General features: G+C 30.8%; 16 protein-coding genes, 1 pseudogene and 1 other annotated feature. Of the genes and pseudogenes, 12 read left to right on the forward strand and 5 right to left on the reverse strand.

The window, feature by feature from the left end; all coding sequences use genetic code 11:
- Positions 1–31 precede the first annotated feature (31 nt).
- The gene (locus tag Ctaglu_RS12115) at positions 32–649 is read right to left on the reverse strand and encodes a phospholipid scramblase-related protein (RefSeq protein ID WP_373861678.1); all 618 of its coding nucleotides are present in this window, start codon (positions 647–649) and stop codon (positions 32–34) included.
- 275 nt (positions 650–924) lie between these two features.
- Here Ctaglu_RS12115 and Ctaglu_RS12120 point away from each other — a divergent pair, with 275 nt between their 5' ends.
- From Ctaglu_RS12120 to Ctaglu_RS12140, 5 genes and pseudogenes are all read left to right on the forward strand, one after another.
- Entirely contained in the window at positions 925–1,410 is a 486-nt protein-coding gene (locus Ctaglu_RS12120; RefSeq protein WP_125001980.1) for a GNAT family N-acetyltransferase, read from the forward strand.
- A gap of 64 nt (positions 1,411–1,474) precedes the next feature.
- The gene (locus Ctaglu_RS12125; protein WP_125001982.1) at positions 1,475–1,813 is read left to right on the forward strand and encodes a hypothetical protein; all 339 of its coding nucleotides are present in this window, start codon (positions 1,475–1,477) and stop codon (positions 1,811–1,813) included.
- Positions 1,788–2,483: pseudogene (locus tag Ctaglu_RS12130) on the forward strand (ABC transporter ATP-binding protein); the annotation flags it as partial. The gene Ctaglu_RS12125 and the pseudogene Ctaglu_RS12130, both read left to right, overlap by 26 nt.
- A 186-nt stretch (positions 2,484–2,669) precedes the next feature.
- Positions 2,670–2,922 (forward strand) — a binding site (T-box leader).
- Positions 2,923–2,987: 65 nt separating this feature from the next.
- Positions 2,988–4,379 (forward strand): asparagine--tRNA ligase, encoded by a 1,392-nt coding sequence (gene asnS, locus Ctaglu_RS12135; protein ID WP_125001987.1) that lies wholly within the window; start codon positions 2,988–2,990, stop codon positions 4,377–4,379.
- A gap of 218 nt (positions 4,380–4,597) precedes the next feature.
- Positions 4,598–5,449, forward strand: coding sequence for a YitT family protein (locus tag Ctaglu_RS12140; protein WP_125001989.1), 852 nt, complete (start codon positions 4,598–4,600; stop codon positions 5,447–5,449).
- A gap of 63 nt (positions 5,450–5,512) precedes the next feature.
- On the opposite strand, the gene fdxA is transcribed toward Ctaglu_RS12140, so the two are convergent.
- The 4 genes from fdxA to Ctaglu_RS12160 all read right to left on the reverse strand — a co-directional run bounded on the left by fdxA (position 5,513) and on the right by Ctaglu_RS12160 (position 10,616).
- Positions 5,513–5,683, reverse strand: coding sequence for a 4Fe-4S ferredoxin (gene fdxA / locus Ctaglu_RS12145; RefSeq protein WP_125001991.1), 171 nt, complete (start codon positions 5,681–5,683; stop codon positions 5,513–5,515).
- Between the two features lie 475 nt (positions 5,684–6,158).
- Positions 6,159–8,150, reverse strand: a complete 1,992-nt coding sequence (gene tkt, locus Ctaglu_RS12150) for a transketolase (RefSeq protein WP_125001993.1) — start codon at positions 8,148–8,150, stop codon at positions 6,159–6,161.
- 183 nt (positions 8,151–8,333) lie between these two features.
- The gene (locus Ctaglu_RS12155; RefSeq protein ID WP_125001995.1) at positions 8,334–9,677 is read right to left on the reverse strand and encodes a chloride channel protein; all 1,344 of its coding nucleotides are present in this window, start codon (positions 9,675–9,677) and stop codon (positions 8,334–8,336) included.
- Positions 9,678–9,899: 222 nt separating this feature from the next.
- On the reverse strand, positions 9,900–10,616 hold the full coding sequence (locus tag Ctaglu_RS12160) for a DUF624 domain-containing protein (RefSeq protein ID WP_185732691.1): 717 nt from the start codon (positions 10,614–10,616) through the stop codon (positions 9,900–9,902).
- Between the two features lie 202 nt (positions 10,617–10,818).
- Between Ctaglu_RS12160 and Ctaglu_RS12165 the strand changes: the two genes are divergently transcribed.
- The 7 genes from Ctaglu_RS12165 (at position 10,819) to Ctaglu_RS12195 (ending at position 18,287) form a co-directional block, all read left to right on the forward strand.
- Entirely contained in the window at positions 10,819–11,676 is an 858-nt protein-coding gene (locus Ctaglu_RS12165; RefSeq protein ID WP_125001999.1) for a GNAT family N-acetyltransferase, read from the forward strand.
- 49 nt (positions 11,677–11,725) lie between these two features.
- A complete protein-coding gene (ymfI, locus tag Ctaglu_RS12170; protein ID WP_125002001.1) occupies positions 11,726–12,466 on the forward strand; it encodes an elongation factor P 5-aminopentanone reductase in 741 nt (246 codons plus the stop codon).
- Between the two features lie 93 nt (positions 12,467–12,559).
- Complete coding sequence (locus Ctaglu_RS12175; protein WP_125002003.1) at positions 12,560–14,044, forward strand: methyl-accepting chemotaxis protein; 1,485 nt, start codon at positions 12,560–12,562, stop codon at positions 14,042–14,044.
- 123 nt (positions 14,045–14,167) lie between these two features.
- A complete protein-coding gene (locus Ctaglu_RS12180) occupies positions 14,168–14,497 on the forward strand; it encodes a hypothetical protein (protein WP_125002005.1) in 330 nt (109 codons plus the stop codon).
- 173 nt (positions 14,498–14,670) lie between these two features.
- On the forward strand, positions 14,671–15,357 hold the full coding sequence (locus Ctaglu_RS12185; protein ID WP_125002007.1) for a response regulator transcription factor: 687 nt from the start codon (positions 14,671–14,673) through the stop codon (positions 15,355–15,357).
- Between the two features lies 1 nt (position 15,358).
- Entirely contained in the window at positions 15,359–16,741 is a 1,383-nt protein-coding gene (locus Ctaglu_RS12190; RefSeq protein ID WP_125002009.1) for a sensor histidine kinase, read from the forward strand.
- A 37-nt stretch (positions 16,742–16,778) separates the two neighbouring features.
- Positions 16,779–18,287 (forward strand): hypothetical protein, encoded by a 1,509-nt coding sequence (locus tag Ctaglu_RS12195; protein ID WP_125002011.1) that lies wholly within the window; start codon positions 16,779–16,781, stop codon positions 18,285–18,287.
- The last annotated feature ends 68 nt before the right edge of the window (positions 18,288–18,355 follow it).

Genomic DNA, 18,355 nt, shown 5'->3' on the forward strand with positions numbered 1-18,355 from the left:
TCTAGAAATTTTTAAACTTGAGGAGCTGACTTTAATTTTCTTTATACACTATGTCTACAGCTAAACCGGCAGCTAGTAGTAATATAATTTTATCTTGGGTATACTCACCTTCATCTAAAGAAATCATATAATTATCTGCGGATGTGAATAATTCTTTTCCTATTCCAGACCATTTTTTTGTAATAGTGCCCGCAGATTTTCCATTTTGGAAAAAATTAAAGTTCCAACCTTTCCAATCTCCTTTTAGTTCAGCTATTTCATTCCCGTTTGAATCAAAAACCCAAAAACCTCCACCTAAAGTTAATATTTTACCTTTAAAATATCCCTTATAAGTGCCAGCTCCATCATATACACTGACTTTTGAACGTAGAAATGTGAATGGTTTCTTTATTGTAAACGCAATTGAATTGGTTTCTGTATCGCAAACGTTTATTTTGTTAGGTAGCATTCCCTTACCTATAATTAACCTTAAAAAATGAACAAGCGCACCAGGTTCTTCTTTGGCAAAACCAATTTGTGTATTAAGTATTGGATCAAAAATATCATATCTTCCTGAAAATTTCATAAATTGTACCTGTTCTTTAATAAAAAAACTTTTTCTATCTAGTAACATAACATCAATCCTTCCAAAATAGTTTAAGTTTAATATTTACTTTATAAGTGCTTATTAATTTACATTTAAATCAATTAGACATACCAAGTTGATTTAAACATAAAGAGGGCAATAAAGAAGTATTATAACATATTTATGGCAAAAATGTTAAATGCTCATAAGGTTAATGGATATTGAAGTATTCTATCTGAATTAATAATACTTAGTGCTATTTCTTTTACCTCAAATAATCTATAGGAGTATTTTATTGGATATTATGTAAAATGTGCTATAATAAGTATTAAACAAGACTATAATTTAGGAGGAACAAAATGGAATATTTTAATATAAGATTCAGAGAAATGAGTGATGATGAATTTGATAAGTTTGCTAAATGGAATATTGTTGATTATTCACAGGATTTAGTAAAATCAGGTCTATGCAGCGAAGAAAATGCATTTGAGAGTGCCAAAAAAAGTTTTAATGGATTGATTCCACAAGGAAAGTACACAAAGGATAATTTTATTTATGTAGTTGTGAATAGAGAGAATGAAGATGTAGGTTTTATCTGGTATCAGAAGTATAAGGAAGATATAGCGTTTATTTGTGATTTCTTAATACTTGAGAAGTTCCGTAAACAAGGCTATGGAAAACAGACATTACTTTTGGTTGAAAAGGAAGCGAAAGAAAAGGGACTTAATAAAATATTACTTAATGTTTTTAAATATAATAAATCCGCTTTTTCGTTATATAAAAGTTTAGAATACAAAATAAGAGATGAGGAAGCTGAGAATATATCTATGTTGAAAAACATTTAAAAATTTAAAAGTACATCAGAATGCTTTAAAATGTTTTAAAGTATATAGACGAGGAGAGGAATTAATGGAAAATAATAAGAGAAGTGTTATCAATAATATTTATTTTCTAGTTAAGAACACTTATAAATGGGACAAAAAAGTATTGCTGTACTTTGGTTTATATACAGTAGTAACAGCCATATTACCATTTATAAATATATTTGCACCTAAATTTTTAATTGATGAATTAATGGGAGCTAATAGAGCAAAAAGTTTAATCACCATATTATTAAGCTATTTTATTCTATCTGCTACATTAAACTATTTAAATGCATTTTTAGAAGGGGCTTATTCTCCCAGGTTAATGGATGTAGGATTTAGGTTTGAAAATCTTCTAAATGAAAAATGTGTCTATTGTTATTAAAGATAGAGAAAAGCTATCGGTAGTAGGACTAAATGGAGCAGGAAAAACTACCTTTATAAAATTACTTACAAGACTTTATGAGCCTACAGAAGGTGAAGTCTTATTAAATGGTGTAAACATAAGAGAATATGATTATAAGGAATATATGAAATTACTATCTGTAGTATTTCAAGACTTTAAGCTTATGGCATTTAGTATAAAAGAAAATATAGCCCTTAATAGTTATGAAACTTCAAAGGATGAGGATATTGAAAAAACGCTTAAAGAAGCAGGCCTGGAAAAGGATATTTTGAAGTTGCCAAAAGGAGTAAACACTCATATATATAAAACCTTTGAAGAAGATGGTATAGAGTTTTCAGGAGGGCAATCTCAAAAGATAGCCATTTCAAGAGCATTATATAAAGATGCACCAATAGTAGTGTTAGACGAACCAACAGCAGCACTCGATCCTATTGCAGAGTTTGAGGTATATAGTAAATTTAAGGAGATAGTAGGAGAAAAAACAGCAATATATATTTCACATAGATTGTCAAGCTGTAAGCTTTGTGATAGGATTGCCGTATTTCATAATGGAGAGATTATTGAGCTTGGAACTCATGAGGAATTGATAAAAGAGCAAGGAAGTCAGTATGAAAGTATGTATATGGCACAGTCACAGTATTATGTTTAGAGTGAGAGTTGCAAAAACAGGGAATTGTATAAAATATATGTGGAGTAGATTTAGATGAAACAAAGCTATGCCAGTCTTACTAAAATAGTAAAGAAAATAATTTGACATCTATCATTAAAAATATTATAATTGTTAATAGAATATAAGAATAATTAGTATATATTCTAATTATTATAATTTTTAAATATAAAGACTGTGAAGAGAAAAGTAAATATAAAAGGTAGTCATAGCGAGTTGGTGGTGGTGAAAGACCAATACGAAGTTTATATTGAAGAACATCTCAGAGTTTCTAACCGAAATCATTAAGATAGTAGGTTTAGACGGGTACAATCCGTTAATTGTTGTGCAGTATCGAATTTATAATTCTGTACTGATTAGAGTGGTCATATTTTATGACAAACTGGGTGGTACCGCGAAATTATAGCCTTTCGTCCCTTTATTATTAAGGGATGGAAGGCTTTTTTATTATTAAGAAAAGTATGAAATTATAAGGAGGGCAATTTTATGGAAAAATTGTTAGTAAAACAAATTTACAGAGAAAAAGAAAAATATGCAGATAAAGAAGTGTCTATCTCAGGATGGATAAGAACTTTAAGATCTTCTAAAGCCTTTGGATTTATAGAAATTAATGATGGAAGTTTCTTTAAAAACATTCAAGTAGTTTTTGAGGAAGGTTTAGATAATTTTTCTGAAATAGCTAAATTGCCTATAAGCTCTTCTTTGACTATAGAAGGAAAATTAGTTGTAACACCAGATGCTAAGCAACCTTTTGAGCTTAAAGCTACTAAAATAGTGTTAGAAGGAATGTCAGATGTTGACTATCCATTGCAAAAGAAAAGACACTCTTTTGAGTATTTAAGAACTATTGCGCACCTTAGACCAAGAAGTAACGCTTTCTCAGCAGTGTTTAGAGTGCGTTCACTAACTGCTTTTGCTATACATGAGTTTTTTCAAAAGAGAAACTTTGTATATACACATACACCAATAATTACTGGTAGTGATTGCGAGGGTGCAGGCGAAATGTTTAGAATATCTACCCTTGATTTTAACGATATGCCTATGGGTGAAAACAAAAAAGCTGATTTCACGCAAGACTTTTTTGGTAAAGAAACTAGCTTAACTGTAAGTGGACAGTTAGCAGCAGAGGCTTTTGCACTAGCTTTTAGAAGTGTTTATACTTTTGGACCAACATTTAGAGCGGAAAATTCTAATACAACAAAACATGCAGCTGAGTTCTGGATGATAGAGCCTGAAATAGCATTTGCAGATTTAAATGATGATATGAAGCTTGCAGAAGATATGATGAAATATATTATAAAATATGTTATGGAAAATGCTCCTGAAGAAATGGAGTTTTTCAACAGCTTTGTAGATAAAGGCCTAATTGAAAGATTAAATAATGTTGTAAATGCGGAATTTGGTCGTGTGACATACACTGAGGCTGTTGATATTTTACAAAAATCAGGAAAGGAATTCCAGTATCCAGTAACTTGGGGCTGCGATCTGCAAACTGAGCATGAAAGATATTTAACCGAAGAAGTGTATAATAAACCATTATTTGTAACTGACTATCCGAAAGAGATAAAATCTTTCTATATGAGAATAAATGACGACAATAAGACAGTTGCAGCCATGGACTTACTTGTACCAGGAATAGGAGAAATTATCGGTGGAAGTCAAAGAGAAGAAAGACAAGATGTTCTAGAAGCTAGAATGGAAGAATGCGGTCTTAATAGTGAAGATTATTGGTGGTATTTAGAGTTAAGAAAATACGGCGGAACTAAGCATGCTGGATTTGGACTAGGATTTGAAAGGGCTATTATGTATATTACAGGAATGAGTAACATCAGAGACGTTATTCCATTCCCAAGAACAACTGGTAGTGCTGAATTTTAACGACATTTTAGTAGATGTCTAAATCTCCTTCGTAAGTCGTTAATTGTAGCGACCCAGGAGATGATTTAACGAAAAGTGATTTGTATGGAAATTTTAATCTCTTAGCTGGTAGGCTGAGAGATTTTTTTTCCTTTAAGATTATTATAAAGTTTGACATAAGATTGAAATAGTATATAATTTTGTATAATATGAGAAAATATAAATGAGGAGGGATTAGCATGAAAAAAATAATTAAAGAATATATTTTAATAACTATTGGATTAGCACTAGTAGCTGTAGGATTTTATTTCTTTTTAGTTCCAAATAATTTAGCTGTAGGAGGAGTTAGTGGTCTTGCTATGATTATAAATTTGTATGTGCCAGCTCTTTCTATTGGAGCCATAATGATTGTACTAAATTTAATCTTATTCGTTATAGGCTTTATATTTATAGGATCTAGTTTTGGAGTTAAGACGATTTATTCTAGTTTGGGATTATCCGGTATGATATGGATATTAGAGAAGACATGTCCTATGAGTGGTAGTATAACAAATGATTTATTTCTAGAACTAATCTTTGGAATATTGATTGGAGCAGTAGGGCTAGGTATGGTATTTAACCAAAACGCTTCCACAGGAGGAACTGATATAATAGCGAAAATACTTTATAAGTATTTTCACTTAGACATAGGCAAGGCTTTACTTTTGTCTGATTTTTTAGTAACTATTTTAGCTGGCATAGCATTTGGACCTAAAATTGGAATGTATGCATTGCTTGGAGTTATTATCAATGGATTTACTATAGATGCAGTTATTGCAGGAATGAATATTTGTAAAAAAGTTGAAGTAGTTAGCTCAAGAGGTGAAGAAATAAAAAGATATATTATTGAAGAGTTAGGTAGAGGAGCCACTTTATATACTGCTAAAGGAGCTTATACTAATGAGGAAAAAGAAGTTATAACCACCGTTTTAGGTAAAAAAGAATTTATAAAATTAAAGATTTATATAAAAGAAATTGATAAGAAAGCATTTATAATCACATATAACGTACATGAAATTCTCGGAGAGGGTTTTAAGGATATAAACGAATAAAAAAATACAAGCTACTGACAAAGTCAGTAGCTTGTATTTTAATTATGTGAAATATGTTCTTAATTAAGCTTCAACTGGAGCGCCTACAGGACAAACGCCAGCACAAGCTCCGCAATCGATACAAGTATCAGCATCTATAACAAATATAGAATCTCCTTGGCTTATAGCGTTAACTGGACATTCAGGCTCACAAGCTCCACAACTTACACATGCATCAGTAATTTTATATGACATAATAATCAACCTCCTTTTTTAATAATCCACGTACATAGTATCATAATTTTCCTAATAAATAAAGCATTTTTTATAAATAGAAAGTTATATAGACATTAACATAAATGCCATAAAGTATAACACTACAAGTATTAATTATATAAAACAAAAACCATAGAATTTAATCTATGGTAAATTAGAGGTGCCTAATTTGTCAGTATTAAAATTATGTATTAAGTTAACTAAATTAAATATAATTACAGCTAAAAACTATATTTAAAAAAGTTAACTTAATACAGTGCTAGTTAATAACTTTTAGCTGTATCTATATATTAAAGATGAGCTCATCTACTTAGCTGTGAGTTAATAACTATCGGTAGTATTATATGTAGAGAATTAATAAACTATTCAATGTAAATTTTAAATTTTATAATTAATCATTTACAACGCTCTACATAATTTTATGATGATGCCACTGCGGCATAGCTTAATTAAATTATTTTTTCAGTAATTTAAGTGATCTACTAACAACATTTTCTGTTGTAAATCCAAATTCTTTGAATAGTGCTTCCGCTGGGGCAGAAGCTCCGAATCTATCAATAGCAATTACATCGCCATCTAGGCCCACATATCTATCCCAACCAAAGGAAGAACCTGCCTCGACTGCCAATCTAGCTCTTACGTTTGAAGGCAATATAGCTTCTTTATATTCTTTTGATTGTGCTTCATATAGATCTAAACAAGGCATACTTATTACTCTAGCCTTTATACCTTGGTCATTTAATAATTTAGCTCCTTCATAAATAAATTCCACTTCAGAACCAGAAGCCATTAAAATAATATCAGGGTTTTTACCTTTTTCTTCATAGGTTTTTAATACATAGGCACCCTTTAAAGCTTCAATTGAGGTTTCGGCGTATAGTGGAAGATTCTGTCTTGTAAGTATTAATGCAGTAGGAGTTGTTTTTGAAGTCATTGCAGCATACCAACCAACAGCTGTTTCTCTAGAATCAGCGGGTCTAAACACATTAAAGTTTGGTAGAGCCCTAAGTGCTGCAAGATGTTCAATAGGTTCATGAGTTGGTCCGTCTTCACCAACGGCTATACTATCATGAGTTAGAACATAAACTATTGGAAGATTCATAAGTGAAGATAATCTCATTGCACCCTTCATATAATCACTAAATACAAAGAAAGTTGAAACAAAGGTTTTAAGACCTCCATGTACATAGATTCCATTTGCAATAGCTGCCATTGCGTGCTCTCTTACTCCAAAATGAAGATTAGAACCATTTCTATCTTCCATTGAAAAATCGCCCATGTCCTTCATATATGTCTTATTAGAAGGAGCAAGGTCCGCTGAACCACCTATAAGGTTTGGTACATATTTAGCTAATGTATTTATTATTGCTCCAGAAGAATTTCTTGTTGCGGCTTTGCCCTCAAATTTCCACATTTCCTCCACCTTAAGTAAATCTACAGGAAGTTCTCCGCTTTGCCATGCTTCATATTCTTTAGCAAGTGCAGGGTTTTTTTCACTATACTGTGCATAAAGCGTGTTCCATGCTGCTTCCTTTGCTTTAAGCTCTGCTTTTACATTTTCCATATGCTTAGTTACTTCACTTGGAACTGTAAATGGTTCTTCGCTCCAGCCCATGCATTTTTTCATTTCAATTATATTATCTTCACCAAGTGGTTCGCCATGTGCTGATGCAGTTCCTTGTTTTTTAGCACAACCAAATCCGATAATAGTTTTAACTACAATAAAGGAAGGTTTATTTAGCTCAAGCTTTGCAGTTTCAATGGCTTTACCTATTGATTCCATATCATTGCCATTTTCTACATATAAAACCTGCCATCCATAGGCATCAAATCGCATACCTACATCTTCTCTAAAAGCAAGATTTGTACTTCCTTCGATAGTTATACTATTTGAGTCATACATTACAATAAGTTTAGAAAGTCCTAAGGTACCTGCAAGAGAGGCTGCTTCTCCAGAGATTCCTTCCATATTACAGCCGTCACCACATATAGCATATGTATAATGATCTACAATAGCATGCTCTTTTGTGTTGAATTTTGCTGCGAGATGACTTTCAGCTATTGCCATACCTACTGCATTAGCAATTCCTTGTCCAAGTGGGCCTGTGGTAACTTCAACACCATTTGTATGACCATACTCAGGATGACCAGGTGTTAAGCTTCCCAATTGCCTGAAATTCTTTAAATCTTCGATAGTTAGACCATATCCAAAAAGATGGAGTAGTGAATATTCAAGCATCGATCCATGTCCTGCAGAAAGTACAAATCTATCTCTATCCTGCCATTTTGAATTGAGAGGATTATGTTTCATATGGTTTGCCCATAGTGTATATGCCATTGGTGCCACTCCGAGAGGTAGCCCTGGGTGTCCAGAATTTGATTTTTGTATTGCTTCAGCTGATAAAACCCTTATAGTATCTACGGTTAATTGTTCAATTTTACTCAATTTAATTTCCTCCTTATTTTATACAACTTAATGTTTATGTTTATTTAAATTACTTATAATAGTTCAATGTTCTATTATAAATATAAAATATAATCCTATAGATTGCAAGGAAATATCGTTTTTCTTATACTTCCTTTGAATATATCGTAAATTTTGTGATTAATATATCATAGAGTGTATTACTTAATCCTTATTTTTATCACCAAACAATTTTTTCTGAAAACTATACTTTAATACAACATCCTTACTTTTAGAATTAATGATTTCTTTATTAGTATCATATTTAATTGATGGAGATTTACTTGTGACAAGAATTTGCGTTGGATAGATGCTTGTATGACCCATAATCAAATATGCAACTACACATGCTATAGATGTATATATACCAGTAGAGTGTCCAAAAAGTTCTAAGGCTATTATAATTGCGGCAATAGGTGTATTAGCACAACAACCAAAAAACGCTGCCATACCTATAGCAGAAAAAAATGCTAGGTTTTGGTTAAAAATAGCAGCCCAGGTATTTCCAAGTGAACTACCGATGTAAAGCATAGGTGTTAGAATTCCACCACTTCCTCCACTTGAAAGTGTTATAGCTGTGGTAAACATCTTAAATAAAGATGAAAAACCATTCAGTTTATCTCCTGCCATAGCCCTTTGGATAACCTCCTCGCCTATTCCAATATAATCAGATCCAACGAGTACAACAAATACAATAATGATTAATCCTCCTATTATGCCCTTAAGGGGATTATAAAATCTTATTTTTCCAAATATCTTTTCTACAAAATTAATAAAGGCAATAAAAAATCTTGCAGCAATTCCAATAAATATACCAAATGCAACAATCTTTAAAAACATTGATATACGATATTTAGGTATAAATGCTATTGAAAAATTTAAAGCACTAGTTCCTATATATAACCCTGTAAAATAGCTAGTATAAGATGCTATAACAGCTGGCAAAAGGGATACATATGAAATTTTTCCAATATATAAAACTTCAGCTGCAAATACTGCCGCACCTATGGGAGCACCAAAAACTGCAACAAAGCCTGCGCTTATTCCGCAGACTACAAGTCGTTTTGTGTCTGTATCATCCATTTTAAAAAAATTACCCACAAGTGATGCAATTCCACTTCCTATCTGAGTTCCGGGACCTTCCATTCCAACGGAACCACCGAAAATTATGGTGATTAGTGTGGAAACAAGTTTAACTGGTACAACTTTAAAGTCACTTCTTCCTGAATTCTTATGAACGGCTTCAATTGCTTTCTCGGTTCCATGACCTTTTGCATCCGGGGCAAGCTTTATTATTATAAAAGAACTTAAAAACAAAGCTATAGGAAGGAGAAGATAATAGTAATTTATATTAGATACATAGCTAACTCCATGTGAAACTAGCTTTATAAAGAGGGCTACTACAGTGCCCACTATAATGCCAATAAAAGTTGAAATGCATATCCATTTTATTGCACTTATAAAGAAAATTGATTGTTCTTTAAAATAACTTTTGACCTTTTTATCCATTTTGACCTTCTTTCTGTTGTTAATGGAGTTTCTGGTTAACGGTTTGCGACATATTTCTAGAACTTTTCAAAGCTCATAATTTAATTATCATACACTATATATTTTAACACACATAGATGTATATATGAAAAAAACTTAAGGGGACAGGTAGGCACCATTTTAATTTTGTTAAATAGTACTTAACTGCCCCTTTATTTTATGCTTTTATCTTTATAACATACCTTATTCTTGAATATTCTTAGTGACTTTTTTAAGATTGTCTTGGATTTCTATTAGTATTTTTTGTTGATAGAACATTAGTAAATAACAGATTGTGCTAGCCATAAATAATAATACAAAGTTAGAAACTTTAAAAAATAGAAAGCCTACAGCTAAAAAGCTAGCAAAATTCAATAATGTAATATGAATTTTCTTAATGGAATAGTAGGTTGCAGTTTTAAGAATATCATTCCAACTTAAATAAAACCTTGATATTATTGGGTATACATATAGACTTATTAAAAAAATAAAAATAATGATGATAAAAATAAACGAAGTTATAATTTGTGGGTAACCCTTTGAAATAAAGAATCTAGTATCAATAAATAATATACCTATTATAAGCATTTCTAGAATCCAAAAAAATAATGATTGAAAAAAATTAGTTTTATAAGCTTTAAAAAAGTCTTTTGTAATATTTATATCTTTTTCCCTTATAAGTTTTCCCATTACGCTAAGTAGCGCAGTTGCGGCGGGTCCTATGGGAATACAACACAAAATAACAATAGAAGCAAACCAGGGTGGCATTAGTACTCCACCATTAGAAATAAGCGCAAGTAATGTGAAAAGTAGTGGGATGTTGAGGAGGCAAAAGTAAAAATTGCCTGATAAAAACCAAAATATGTAATTAGATATGCTGTAAATAGGTCCTTCGCCAAATTCTCTTTTTGTTTTAGACATTAGTTCCTCCAATTGCATTTAAATTATTTTTATAACTAGTAAAAATGTAACATAAATTGTGTTAAATGCAAATAGGTAGAAGCATATTGTTATTTATTTGAATGTGCCTTATTATTAAATTAGAGATAATGAGGTAAAATTAATGAAATTACACTAGAAATTATGTTGATAAGGAGATACTAGATAATAAAGGAGGCACTCTATGATAGTTTTTAGAAAATTAACACAGGAAGATTATGAAGATATTGAAGAAATTTCAAAGGATATTTGGGAAGGTTGCGATTATCTGCCTAGTGTATTTCACAAATGGTTAGAGGATAAAGGAATATTTTTAGGTGGAGTGGATACAGATAATAATAAAGTTGTGGTAGTAGCTAAACTATCTATACTTTATGATGGAAGTGGTTGGCTCGAGGGTCTCAGGGTACATGCTAAGTACCGAGGTCAAAAATTGGCAAAGCGAGCTACAGAGGAGATATTAAAAAGAGCAACTGAATTATTAGAAAATGGTGTTATAAATAAAATTGCCTTTGCAACCCATATTACAAGTATAGAAAGCAAAACTATGATGGAGAAATTAAATTTTAAGTTAAAGGAAACTCAAGTTTTAGCAATTAAGAATATTTCATCCTTAGATTTAAATATAAATATAGAAGATTTTCATGTAGAAGCTTGGGATATTACCTTTGAGGAATTTAAAAATCATCATTATATAAAAAGAAGAAATGGACTATTACCACTAGCCTTCGTTTTTGAAGAAGTTACTTTTAAGTTATATGAAAGCCTTAAAGCTAATAATTCACTTGTTAAAATAAATGGTCATACTGGATTGTTTAAATATAAAGGTGAAGCTAATTTTATTGCAATGGAAGATACATTTGAGGCTATAAATACATTTATGGATTATTATTTATTGAAGTATAAGAACACTGGGATAAAGGAGCTATCTACTCCTCTTTGCCCACAGGATAAGGCTCTAATAGAAAAATTAAAGTCAGTTGGATACATTTCTTTAGCAGATTGGAAGCCGGATTGTTTATATTATATTGGTGAAAAATAAGATATAAAAAACTATTAGAAAAAAACAATATAGGTTAGGGGAGATTTTTATGAATTTAAAAGGTAAAGTAGCTATAGTTACAGGAGGATCTAGAGGAATTGGAAAAGGTATTGCTATAGAACTAGCTAAGGCTGGGGCTTGTGTGGTAATAAATTATAAAAGTAACGATATGGCAGCCGAAAAAACTATGCAGGAAATTAGAGAGATAGGAGCTTATGCTTTGAAAATTAAAGGTGATGTAAGTGATTATGAATTTTCAAAGAATTTGATAAAAATTACTGTTGAAAAATTAGGTAAAATAGATATATTGATAAATAATGCAGGGATATCTAAGGTAGGATTATTTATGGATGCTACGCCCAGTGAATGGGATAGTATTTTAAATGTAAATCTTAAGGGTGCAATTAATTGTTCTCATAATGCAATAAAAGAAATGATTAAACAAAAAAGTGGAAGCATAATAAATATATCCTCCATGTGGGGCAATGTAGGTGCTTCTTGTGAAGTAATTTATTCTGCCTCTAAAGGCGCAATTAATTCTTTTACAAAGGCCTTAGCAAAAGAGCTTGCACCTTCGAATATTAGAGTTAATGCTATAGCGCCAGGGGTTATAGATACAGAAATGAATTCTTGGTTAACGGAAGATGAGCGCGAATCTTTAGTGTCTGAAATACCTATGATGAAGTTTGGAGAAGTGGAGGATGTAGGTATGCTTGTAACCTTTTTAGCAAGTGAAAATTCAAAATATATTACGGGACAAATCATAACAATAGATGGTGGAATGCAATAATTAAATAGAATAAATTGAAATTTATAGTATAATTTATATATATATACTATAATATACTATACATAAAATAGTTTGATAAAGGAGGAGATAATTATGTATGGAGGAAAAGGAACTAGGGATAGAAATAAAAAAACCTTAAAGTTTAACATTATAGCTATATGGGTATCCACTATTGTATTAACACTTCAAACTGCAGTAGCACAAGGAATAAATGCGGGTCTAGAAGTTTTGATTGTAACTGGAATATCATCAATAATTGCAAGTATTTTTTATATTTCCAAGATGAATTTCAGGATTAAGGGGCTACTAGTAAATTTGTCACCACTTTTTGGGTGTTTGTATTTAGCTTATTTACAAGGGGGATTAGAATCCGGGGTTTTAATATATAATGCTTGTCTGTTATTAGTAGCATTATACAGTGATATTATTTTGTTATGTATTTATGGATTTATTTTAGATTTTTCATTAATCTTAATGTATATTTTATCACCAAAATCCATATTGGGAACTAGCATGGAATTTAGAGGCTTTATAAGTAGTTTAGCCATTATAACTCTTAGCATATTTTTATTATGTTTACTTACAAAATGGAGTTCGGAGTTGATTCGCGAAAGTTTAGAAAAAGAGGAAAAAACTTTGGATTTATTAGGAAAATTAGAAAATACAATGGAAGGAATAGATAAAAGTACGGAGGTTTTGAATGGTAGTATAGGAAAATGTAACGTAAATATAAATATGGTAAAGGAAATAAGCGAAAGTGTGGTTTCAGCAGTTAATGAGATGACAAGTGGAATAACCATGCAAGCAGATAATGTAAACAATATAAGTCAAACTATAATTAGCACTTCCAATACGGTGGAACAAAGTAAAGAAATTTCACGAAAAATAGTAACTGTCTCAGAAGTTGTAAATAATGATGTAACAGAGGGGACGCAGCAAATCAAAGAATTGGACAAGCAAATGAGTATAATTAAGAAGGCGGTTAAATCTTCTCTTGATACAGTAGTTACTCTTCAAAATCAGATGTGTGATATAGACAAATTTTTAGCTGGGATAAAAAATATAGCAGAGCAGACAAATTTATTAGCTTTAAATGCTTCAATAGAGGCTTCAAGGGCAGGAGAGGCTGGCAGAGGGTTTTCGGTTGTAGCCAGTGAAGTTGGTAAGCTCGCAGAGGAAAGTAATAGCACTGTTGAAAATATTTATAAGATTATAAAAAGTACAAGTAAGACCACTAGTGTAGCTTTAGGAGAAGCGCAAAAAGGCAATGAGGCAGTAAATATAGGAGACCAAATTGCTCGAAAACTTTATGGTACATTTGAGAATTTAATCACAACATTTGAAGAGTTAAATTTACATATTTCAAAACAAAGCCACGTTATAAGCGATGTTAAAGATACATTTGCTGTAGTTGATACAGAGGTGCAAAACATTGCAGCAGTATCGCAGGAGTATGCAGCTACTACAGAAGAAATTTTGTCTGTGATACATGAGCAGAACAATAAAATTTCTGATATTGCACAGGAGATTCAAGAGATTAGCAATATAAGCAATGAATTAAACAAAATAATAAAATAGATGATTTAATAGATTATTAATACTTTCTTAAGATACAATTAATATATGAGCCCAATTATATGGTATAATTAGATTATTAATAAACAAATAAATCGCATAAAATGAAAGAAGGAAAATATTATCATGGAATATACAAAGGGCAAGAACACAATTTCAAAGTTAATGAAATCAGCTTTATCTATTGGTATTTTTATTGTTTTATTAGTAGCAATACCTTTTGTAGCTATCTTTGTTATTAGAGCCTTGTTTTTTATTGCAGTTTTTGGAGTTTTAGCATGGTATGGCGTAAAGCTAATAAAGACCATTAAAAATTTCATATATAAACTAAGTACAAAGAAAAGTGCGAATATACAAGCTGATATGTCTAGTAGTGAAATATATAGAGCAGAATCTATGGATATCAATTACGAGGATAGTGTTATTATTGATGTAGATTATGAAAAAGTAGAATAATGCACATGCGAGTAAGACTAAATTTATAAATGATGTTTAAAAAACCAGTCTATATCTTAGATTGGTTTTTTATTTTCTGGATTTTATAAAGTCTTTATTATAATTTAGAAAACTCTTATAAATTGTAGTAATATTTGATATAATTTTAGTATTAGGTAAATGGGGGTGCAGGATTGAGTAGAATATTAATAGTGGAAGACGAAGAGTCTATTAGAAAATTTATAAAAATTAGTTTAAAGAGAGAAAAATTCCAGGTTTTTGAGGCTGCCTCAGCGGAAGAAGGCATACAAAAAATACTTCAGGAAACCCCAGATGTGCTTATATTAGATGTTATGCTTCCAGGTATGAATGGATTTGAACTTTGCGAAAAATTAAAAAAACAAAATGAAAATATTGGGATAATTATTTTGACAGCTAGAGGACAAGATATGGATAAAATCATGGGACTAGAATTTGGTGCAGATGATTATATGGTAAAGCCCTTTAATCCATTAGAACTTATTGCACGGATAAATTCCCTTTTAAGGAGAATGAAGTACAAAAATAATGAAGGAGCAAATTTTATTAATTCTAGAGAATTTAAAATTGATTTATACTCAAAGAAAATTTTTAAAAATGATATAGAGTTAGATTTAACACCAAAAGAATTTTTGCTTATGAAAATGTTTATTCAAAATCCTAGTAAGGCATTGAGTCGTGATGAGCTTTTAAATTCAATTTGGGGATATGAGTTTATTGGAGATACTAAAATAGTTGATGTAAATATTAGAAGACTTAGAAGCAAAGTTGAGAAAGACCCATCAGATCCTCAGTATATAGAGACAGTTTGGGGAACAGGGTATAGATGGGGGGCTTCTTAAATTGAAATCCATAAGAACAAAGCTTGCTGGTAGTTACCTATTAGTAATACTAATTACAGTTATAATTGTAGAGGGATTTTTAATAGCAGGTACTAAAAAATACTATTACAAAAATTTAGAATCAAATCTATCAAATCAGTTAAAGTTATCTACTAGCTTTTATAATACATACTTAGCCTCAGCAGGCGTAAATGAAAATGTAACTAATAATGTAGACGTGTTTTATGAAAATATTAATGCTGAAGTTCAAATTATAGATTTAAAGGGATTTGTTATTATGGATTCTCTAGGTTCAATACCAGTAGAAAAATTGGAAGGAAAGGATTTTAAAACAGCCTTAGATGGAGGACTTGGTAGCATAATTGATAGACAAAAATACGAAAATGAGGGGGTTATGACAGTAGCATATCCCTTATTTTATAATGGAAAAATAAATGGAGTATTGAGGTTTATAACTTCACTTAAGAAAATTGATGAGGATATTTATACTCTGTCTAGATTTTTCCTTATTACTGGTGGAATGGTTATTATATTATCAGGAATAGTAAGCCTCTTTATTTCTAATATAATAACTAAACCTATAAAAAAAATCATGGTAGGTGCGCAAAAAATGGCCAGTGGAAATTTCAATGAGAAAATCAATATAAATTCAGATGATGAATTAGGACAACTAGCAAAAACCTTAAACTATATGACCGAAGAAATATTAAAAAATGAAAGGCTGAAGAATGAATTTATTGCCTCTGTATCTCATGAACTAAGAACGCCACTGACATCTATTAAAGGATGGTCTATTGTATTAAATTCTAGTAAATTAGAAGATGAAGAAGAACTTAAAGAGGGGCTTTGTATTATAGAACAAGAATCTGATAGGTTAACTTTTTTAGTTGAAGATTTGTTAGATTTTTCTAAATTATCTTCAGGGAAAGTCTCTATAAAGAAGGATTTTATTGATTTAAAGGATATTTTAATGAATATAAAAATGCAGACTATGCCTAGAGCTTTGAAGGAAGACATTCAGCTAAAGCTAGAAATACAAGAAAATTTACCGAAAATATTTGTGGATAGAAATAGGTTAAAGCAAGTACTGATAAATATTTTAGATAATTCTTTTAAATTCACGCCTAATGGAGGAAATGTAATTGTTAGGGCAAATTTAGAAGTTGAAAATATTATTATAAAAATAATAGATACAGGATGCGGTATACCAAAAGATGAATTACCAAGAGTAAAAGAAAAGTTTTTTAAAGGTGAAAATGCTAATTCTAAAAATGGTATAGGACTTTCGATATGCGATGAAATTATAAAGCTTCATGGGGGGGAACTCCAAATTAATAGTGTGATTGATGAGGGTACAGAAGTATGTATAATTATTCCAGTATAATTTGTGAATAATTAATACTGTGCAAGGGAGCAAAGTTATGAAAAAAATATTATCTTTATTTATTTTAGTGTTAGTATTAATAAGTTTCACGGGCTGTAATGATGTTGATTTATCAACAACCAGCAGAGTAATACCACCTAAAGTAGCAATTCCAGTCCATGGGATTTGGAAGGTAGAAAGCTATGCCTTTTCAGCTATGTCTAAAATGGGAGAAGAGGGAGCGAAGGCGTGGATTGGAAAGAAGGCATATTTTAATGAACAAAAAATTGTTCTTCCAGATGATAATTGTGAAAAGCCTGAATTTAAGATTAAAAGTGTAGACACAAATACATATTTGTACAATAACTATAAATCTTCCATGAAGAGTATGAATATAAATCAAAGTGAAATGAAGATTATTACTATTACTTCTAATAAAAACTATTTTAGAGATATTATAAAAATTGATGATAGCAGGATAATTATAATAAAGGATGGAGTATTTTTCTTTCTGTCAAAGCAATCTAATGAAAACAAAATAAGTGTAGATGACATTGGAAATGGAAAAAAATTATCTTATAGAAAATTAGAACCCTATACAAAAGGAAATCAATCTGGACTTTTGTTAGGCTTAAAATACTATAAAAATGTTGATTATAAATTGCCTTATGTTAATGAAAATAAAACTATATTGGAACCGGTATATAGAACATTATGGATTAGTTATGATGGTTCAGTAGAGCCCATATCCGAACTGCCGTTTTTATTTGTACCAAGGAGGACTGGGTTTTGGAAACTCCAAGTTAGCAGAGAGATTACTAATAATTATGGCGTGGATTCTCTGCTTGCAGCGCCCGTAGGCAAAGAAATAAAAAAAACTAGCATAAAAGTTAAAAATACAGATTTCTATGATTTTAAAAGTATTAATTTTGTGGGAAATGATTATGTGTGTTATGAGAGAGATATTGAAAGTGATAAACAATCAAATGCATCTCATTTATTAGAGGTGGTTCCCTTGGATACAATATATACTGGGTCAGAAGTTCCAATTGTTGCATCAAAGGTATTAGGTGAAAAGGGAATAGAAGGTCTAAATTCTGGCGCAAAATCATATTTAAGAACTATTCTAAAAAAAGATAAAGAGATAGTAACTGACACTCCACTACCTACAAATTTTGGGATTTTTAGAAAGAATGGGAAATGGTTGTTGCGTGGAAGATTAAATTTTTCAGAACCAACGGTAAAAAATGAATATGCGGACTTTAATGTTCCTATAGAAGCACCTGAAAACTTGGTAAACTATGATTCACTATTTCCATCTTGGGAGGTTATAAAGCAAAAGGTTCCTAGTGCATTAGATGCATATACCTCTCCTAATAAAGATATTGTAGTAGTGTTAACTAACTCAAAATTAGCGGTTTATGCTATAAAAGATAATATATTAGGTGCGGTTCCCTTAAAAGAGTTGCAACTTAAGAATTCGGAAGTGTCTGTTATGGCACAGTGGGCAACAGATGACTATGTTAAAATTTGGTCTGAAGATGTAAAGAAAGTTCAAGGCAAATAATATAAAGGAATTTCATAGGGTGGTCACATATGTATGTGTGATCACATTTTATATATTAAGTTTATGAG

This window comes from Clostridium tagluense, from assembly GCF_003865095.1.
In the GTDB taxonomy this organism is placed as follows: Bacteria; Bacillota; Clostridia; order Clostridiales; family Clostridiaceae; genus Clostridium_AD; species Clostridium_AD tagluense.

Bases quoted from the DNA above. Each gene is read 5' to 3' on its own strand.
- ymfI (WP_125002001.1), top strand. From the start codon at position 11,726: ATGAATTTAAAAGGTAAAGTAGCTATAGTTACAGGAGGATCTAGAGGA.
- Ctaglu_RS12175 (WP_125002003.1), top strand. From the start codon at position 12,560: ATGTATGGAGGAAAAGGAACTAGGGATAGAAATAAAAAAACCTTAAAG.
- Ctaglu_RS12165 (WP_125001999.1), top strand. From the start codon at position 10,819: ATGATAGTTTTTAGAAAATTAACACAGGAAGATTATGAAGATATTGAA.
- Ctaglu_RS12140 (WP_125001989.1), top strand. From the start codon at position 4,598: ATGAAAAAAATAATTAAAGAATATATTTTAATAACTATTGGATTAGCA.
- Ctaglu_RS12125 (WP_125001982.1), top strand. From the start codon at position 1,475: ATGGAAAATAATAAGAGAAGTGTTATCAATAATATTTATTTTCTAGTT.
- Ctaglu_RS12195 (WP_125002011.1), top strand. From the start codon at position 16,779: ATGAAAAAAATATTATCTTTATTTATTTTAGTGTTAGTATTAATAAGT.
- Ctaglu_RS12155 (WP_125001995.1), bottom strand. From the start codon at position 9,677: ATGGATAAAAAGGTCAAAAGTTATTTTAAAGAACAATCAATTTTCTTT.
- Ctaglu_RS12180 (WP_125002005.1), top strand. From the start codon at position 14,168: ATGGAATATACAAAGGGCAAGAACACAATTTCAAAGTTAATGAAATCA.
- Ctaglu_RS12160 (WP_185732691.1), bottom strand. From the start codon at position 10,616: ATGTCTAAAACAAAAAGAGAATTTGGCGAAGGACCTATTTACAGCATA.
- Ctaglu_RS12120 (WP_125001980.1), top strand. From the start codon at position 925: ATGGAATATTTTAATATAAGATTCAGAGAAATGAGTGATGATGAATTT.
- asnS (WP_125001987.1), top strand. From the start codon at position 2,988: ATGGAAAAATTGTTAGTAAAACAAATTTACAGAGAAAAAGAAAAATAT.
- fdxA (WP_125001991.1), bottom strand. From the start codon at position 5,683: ATGTCATATAAAATTACTGATGCATGTGTAAGTTGTGGAGCTTGTGAG.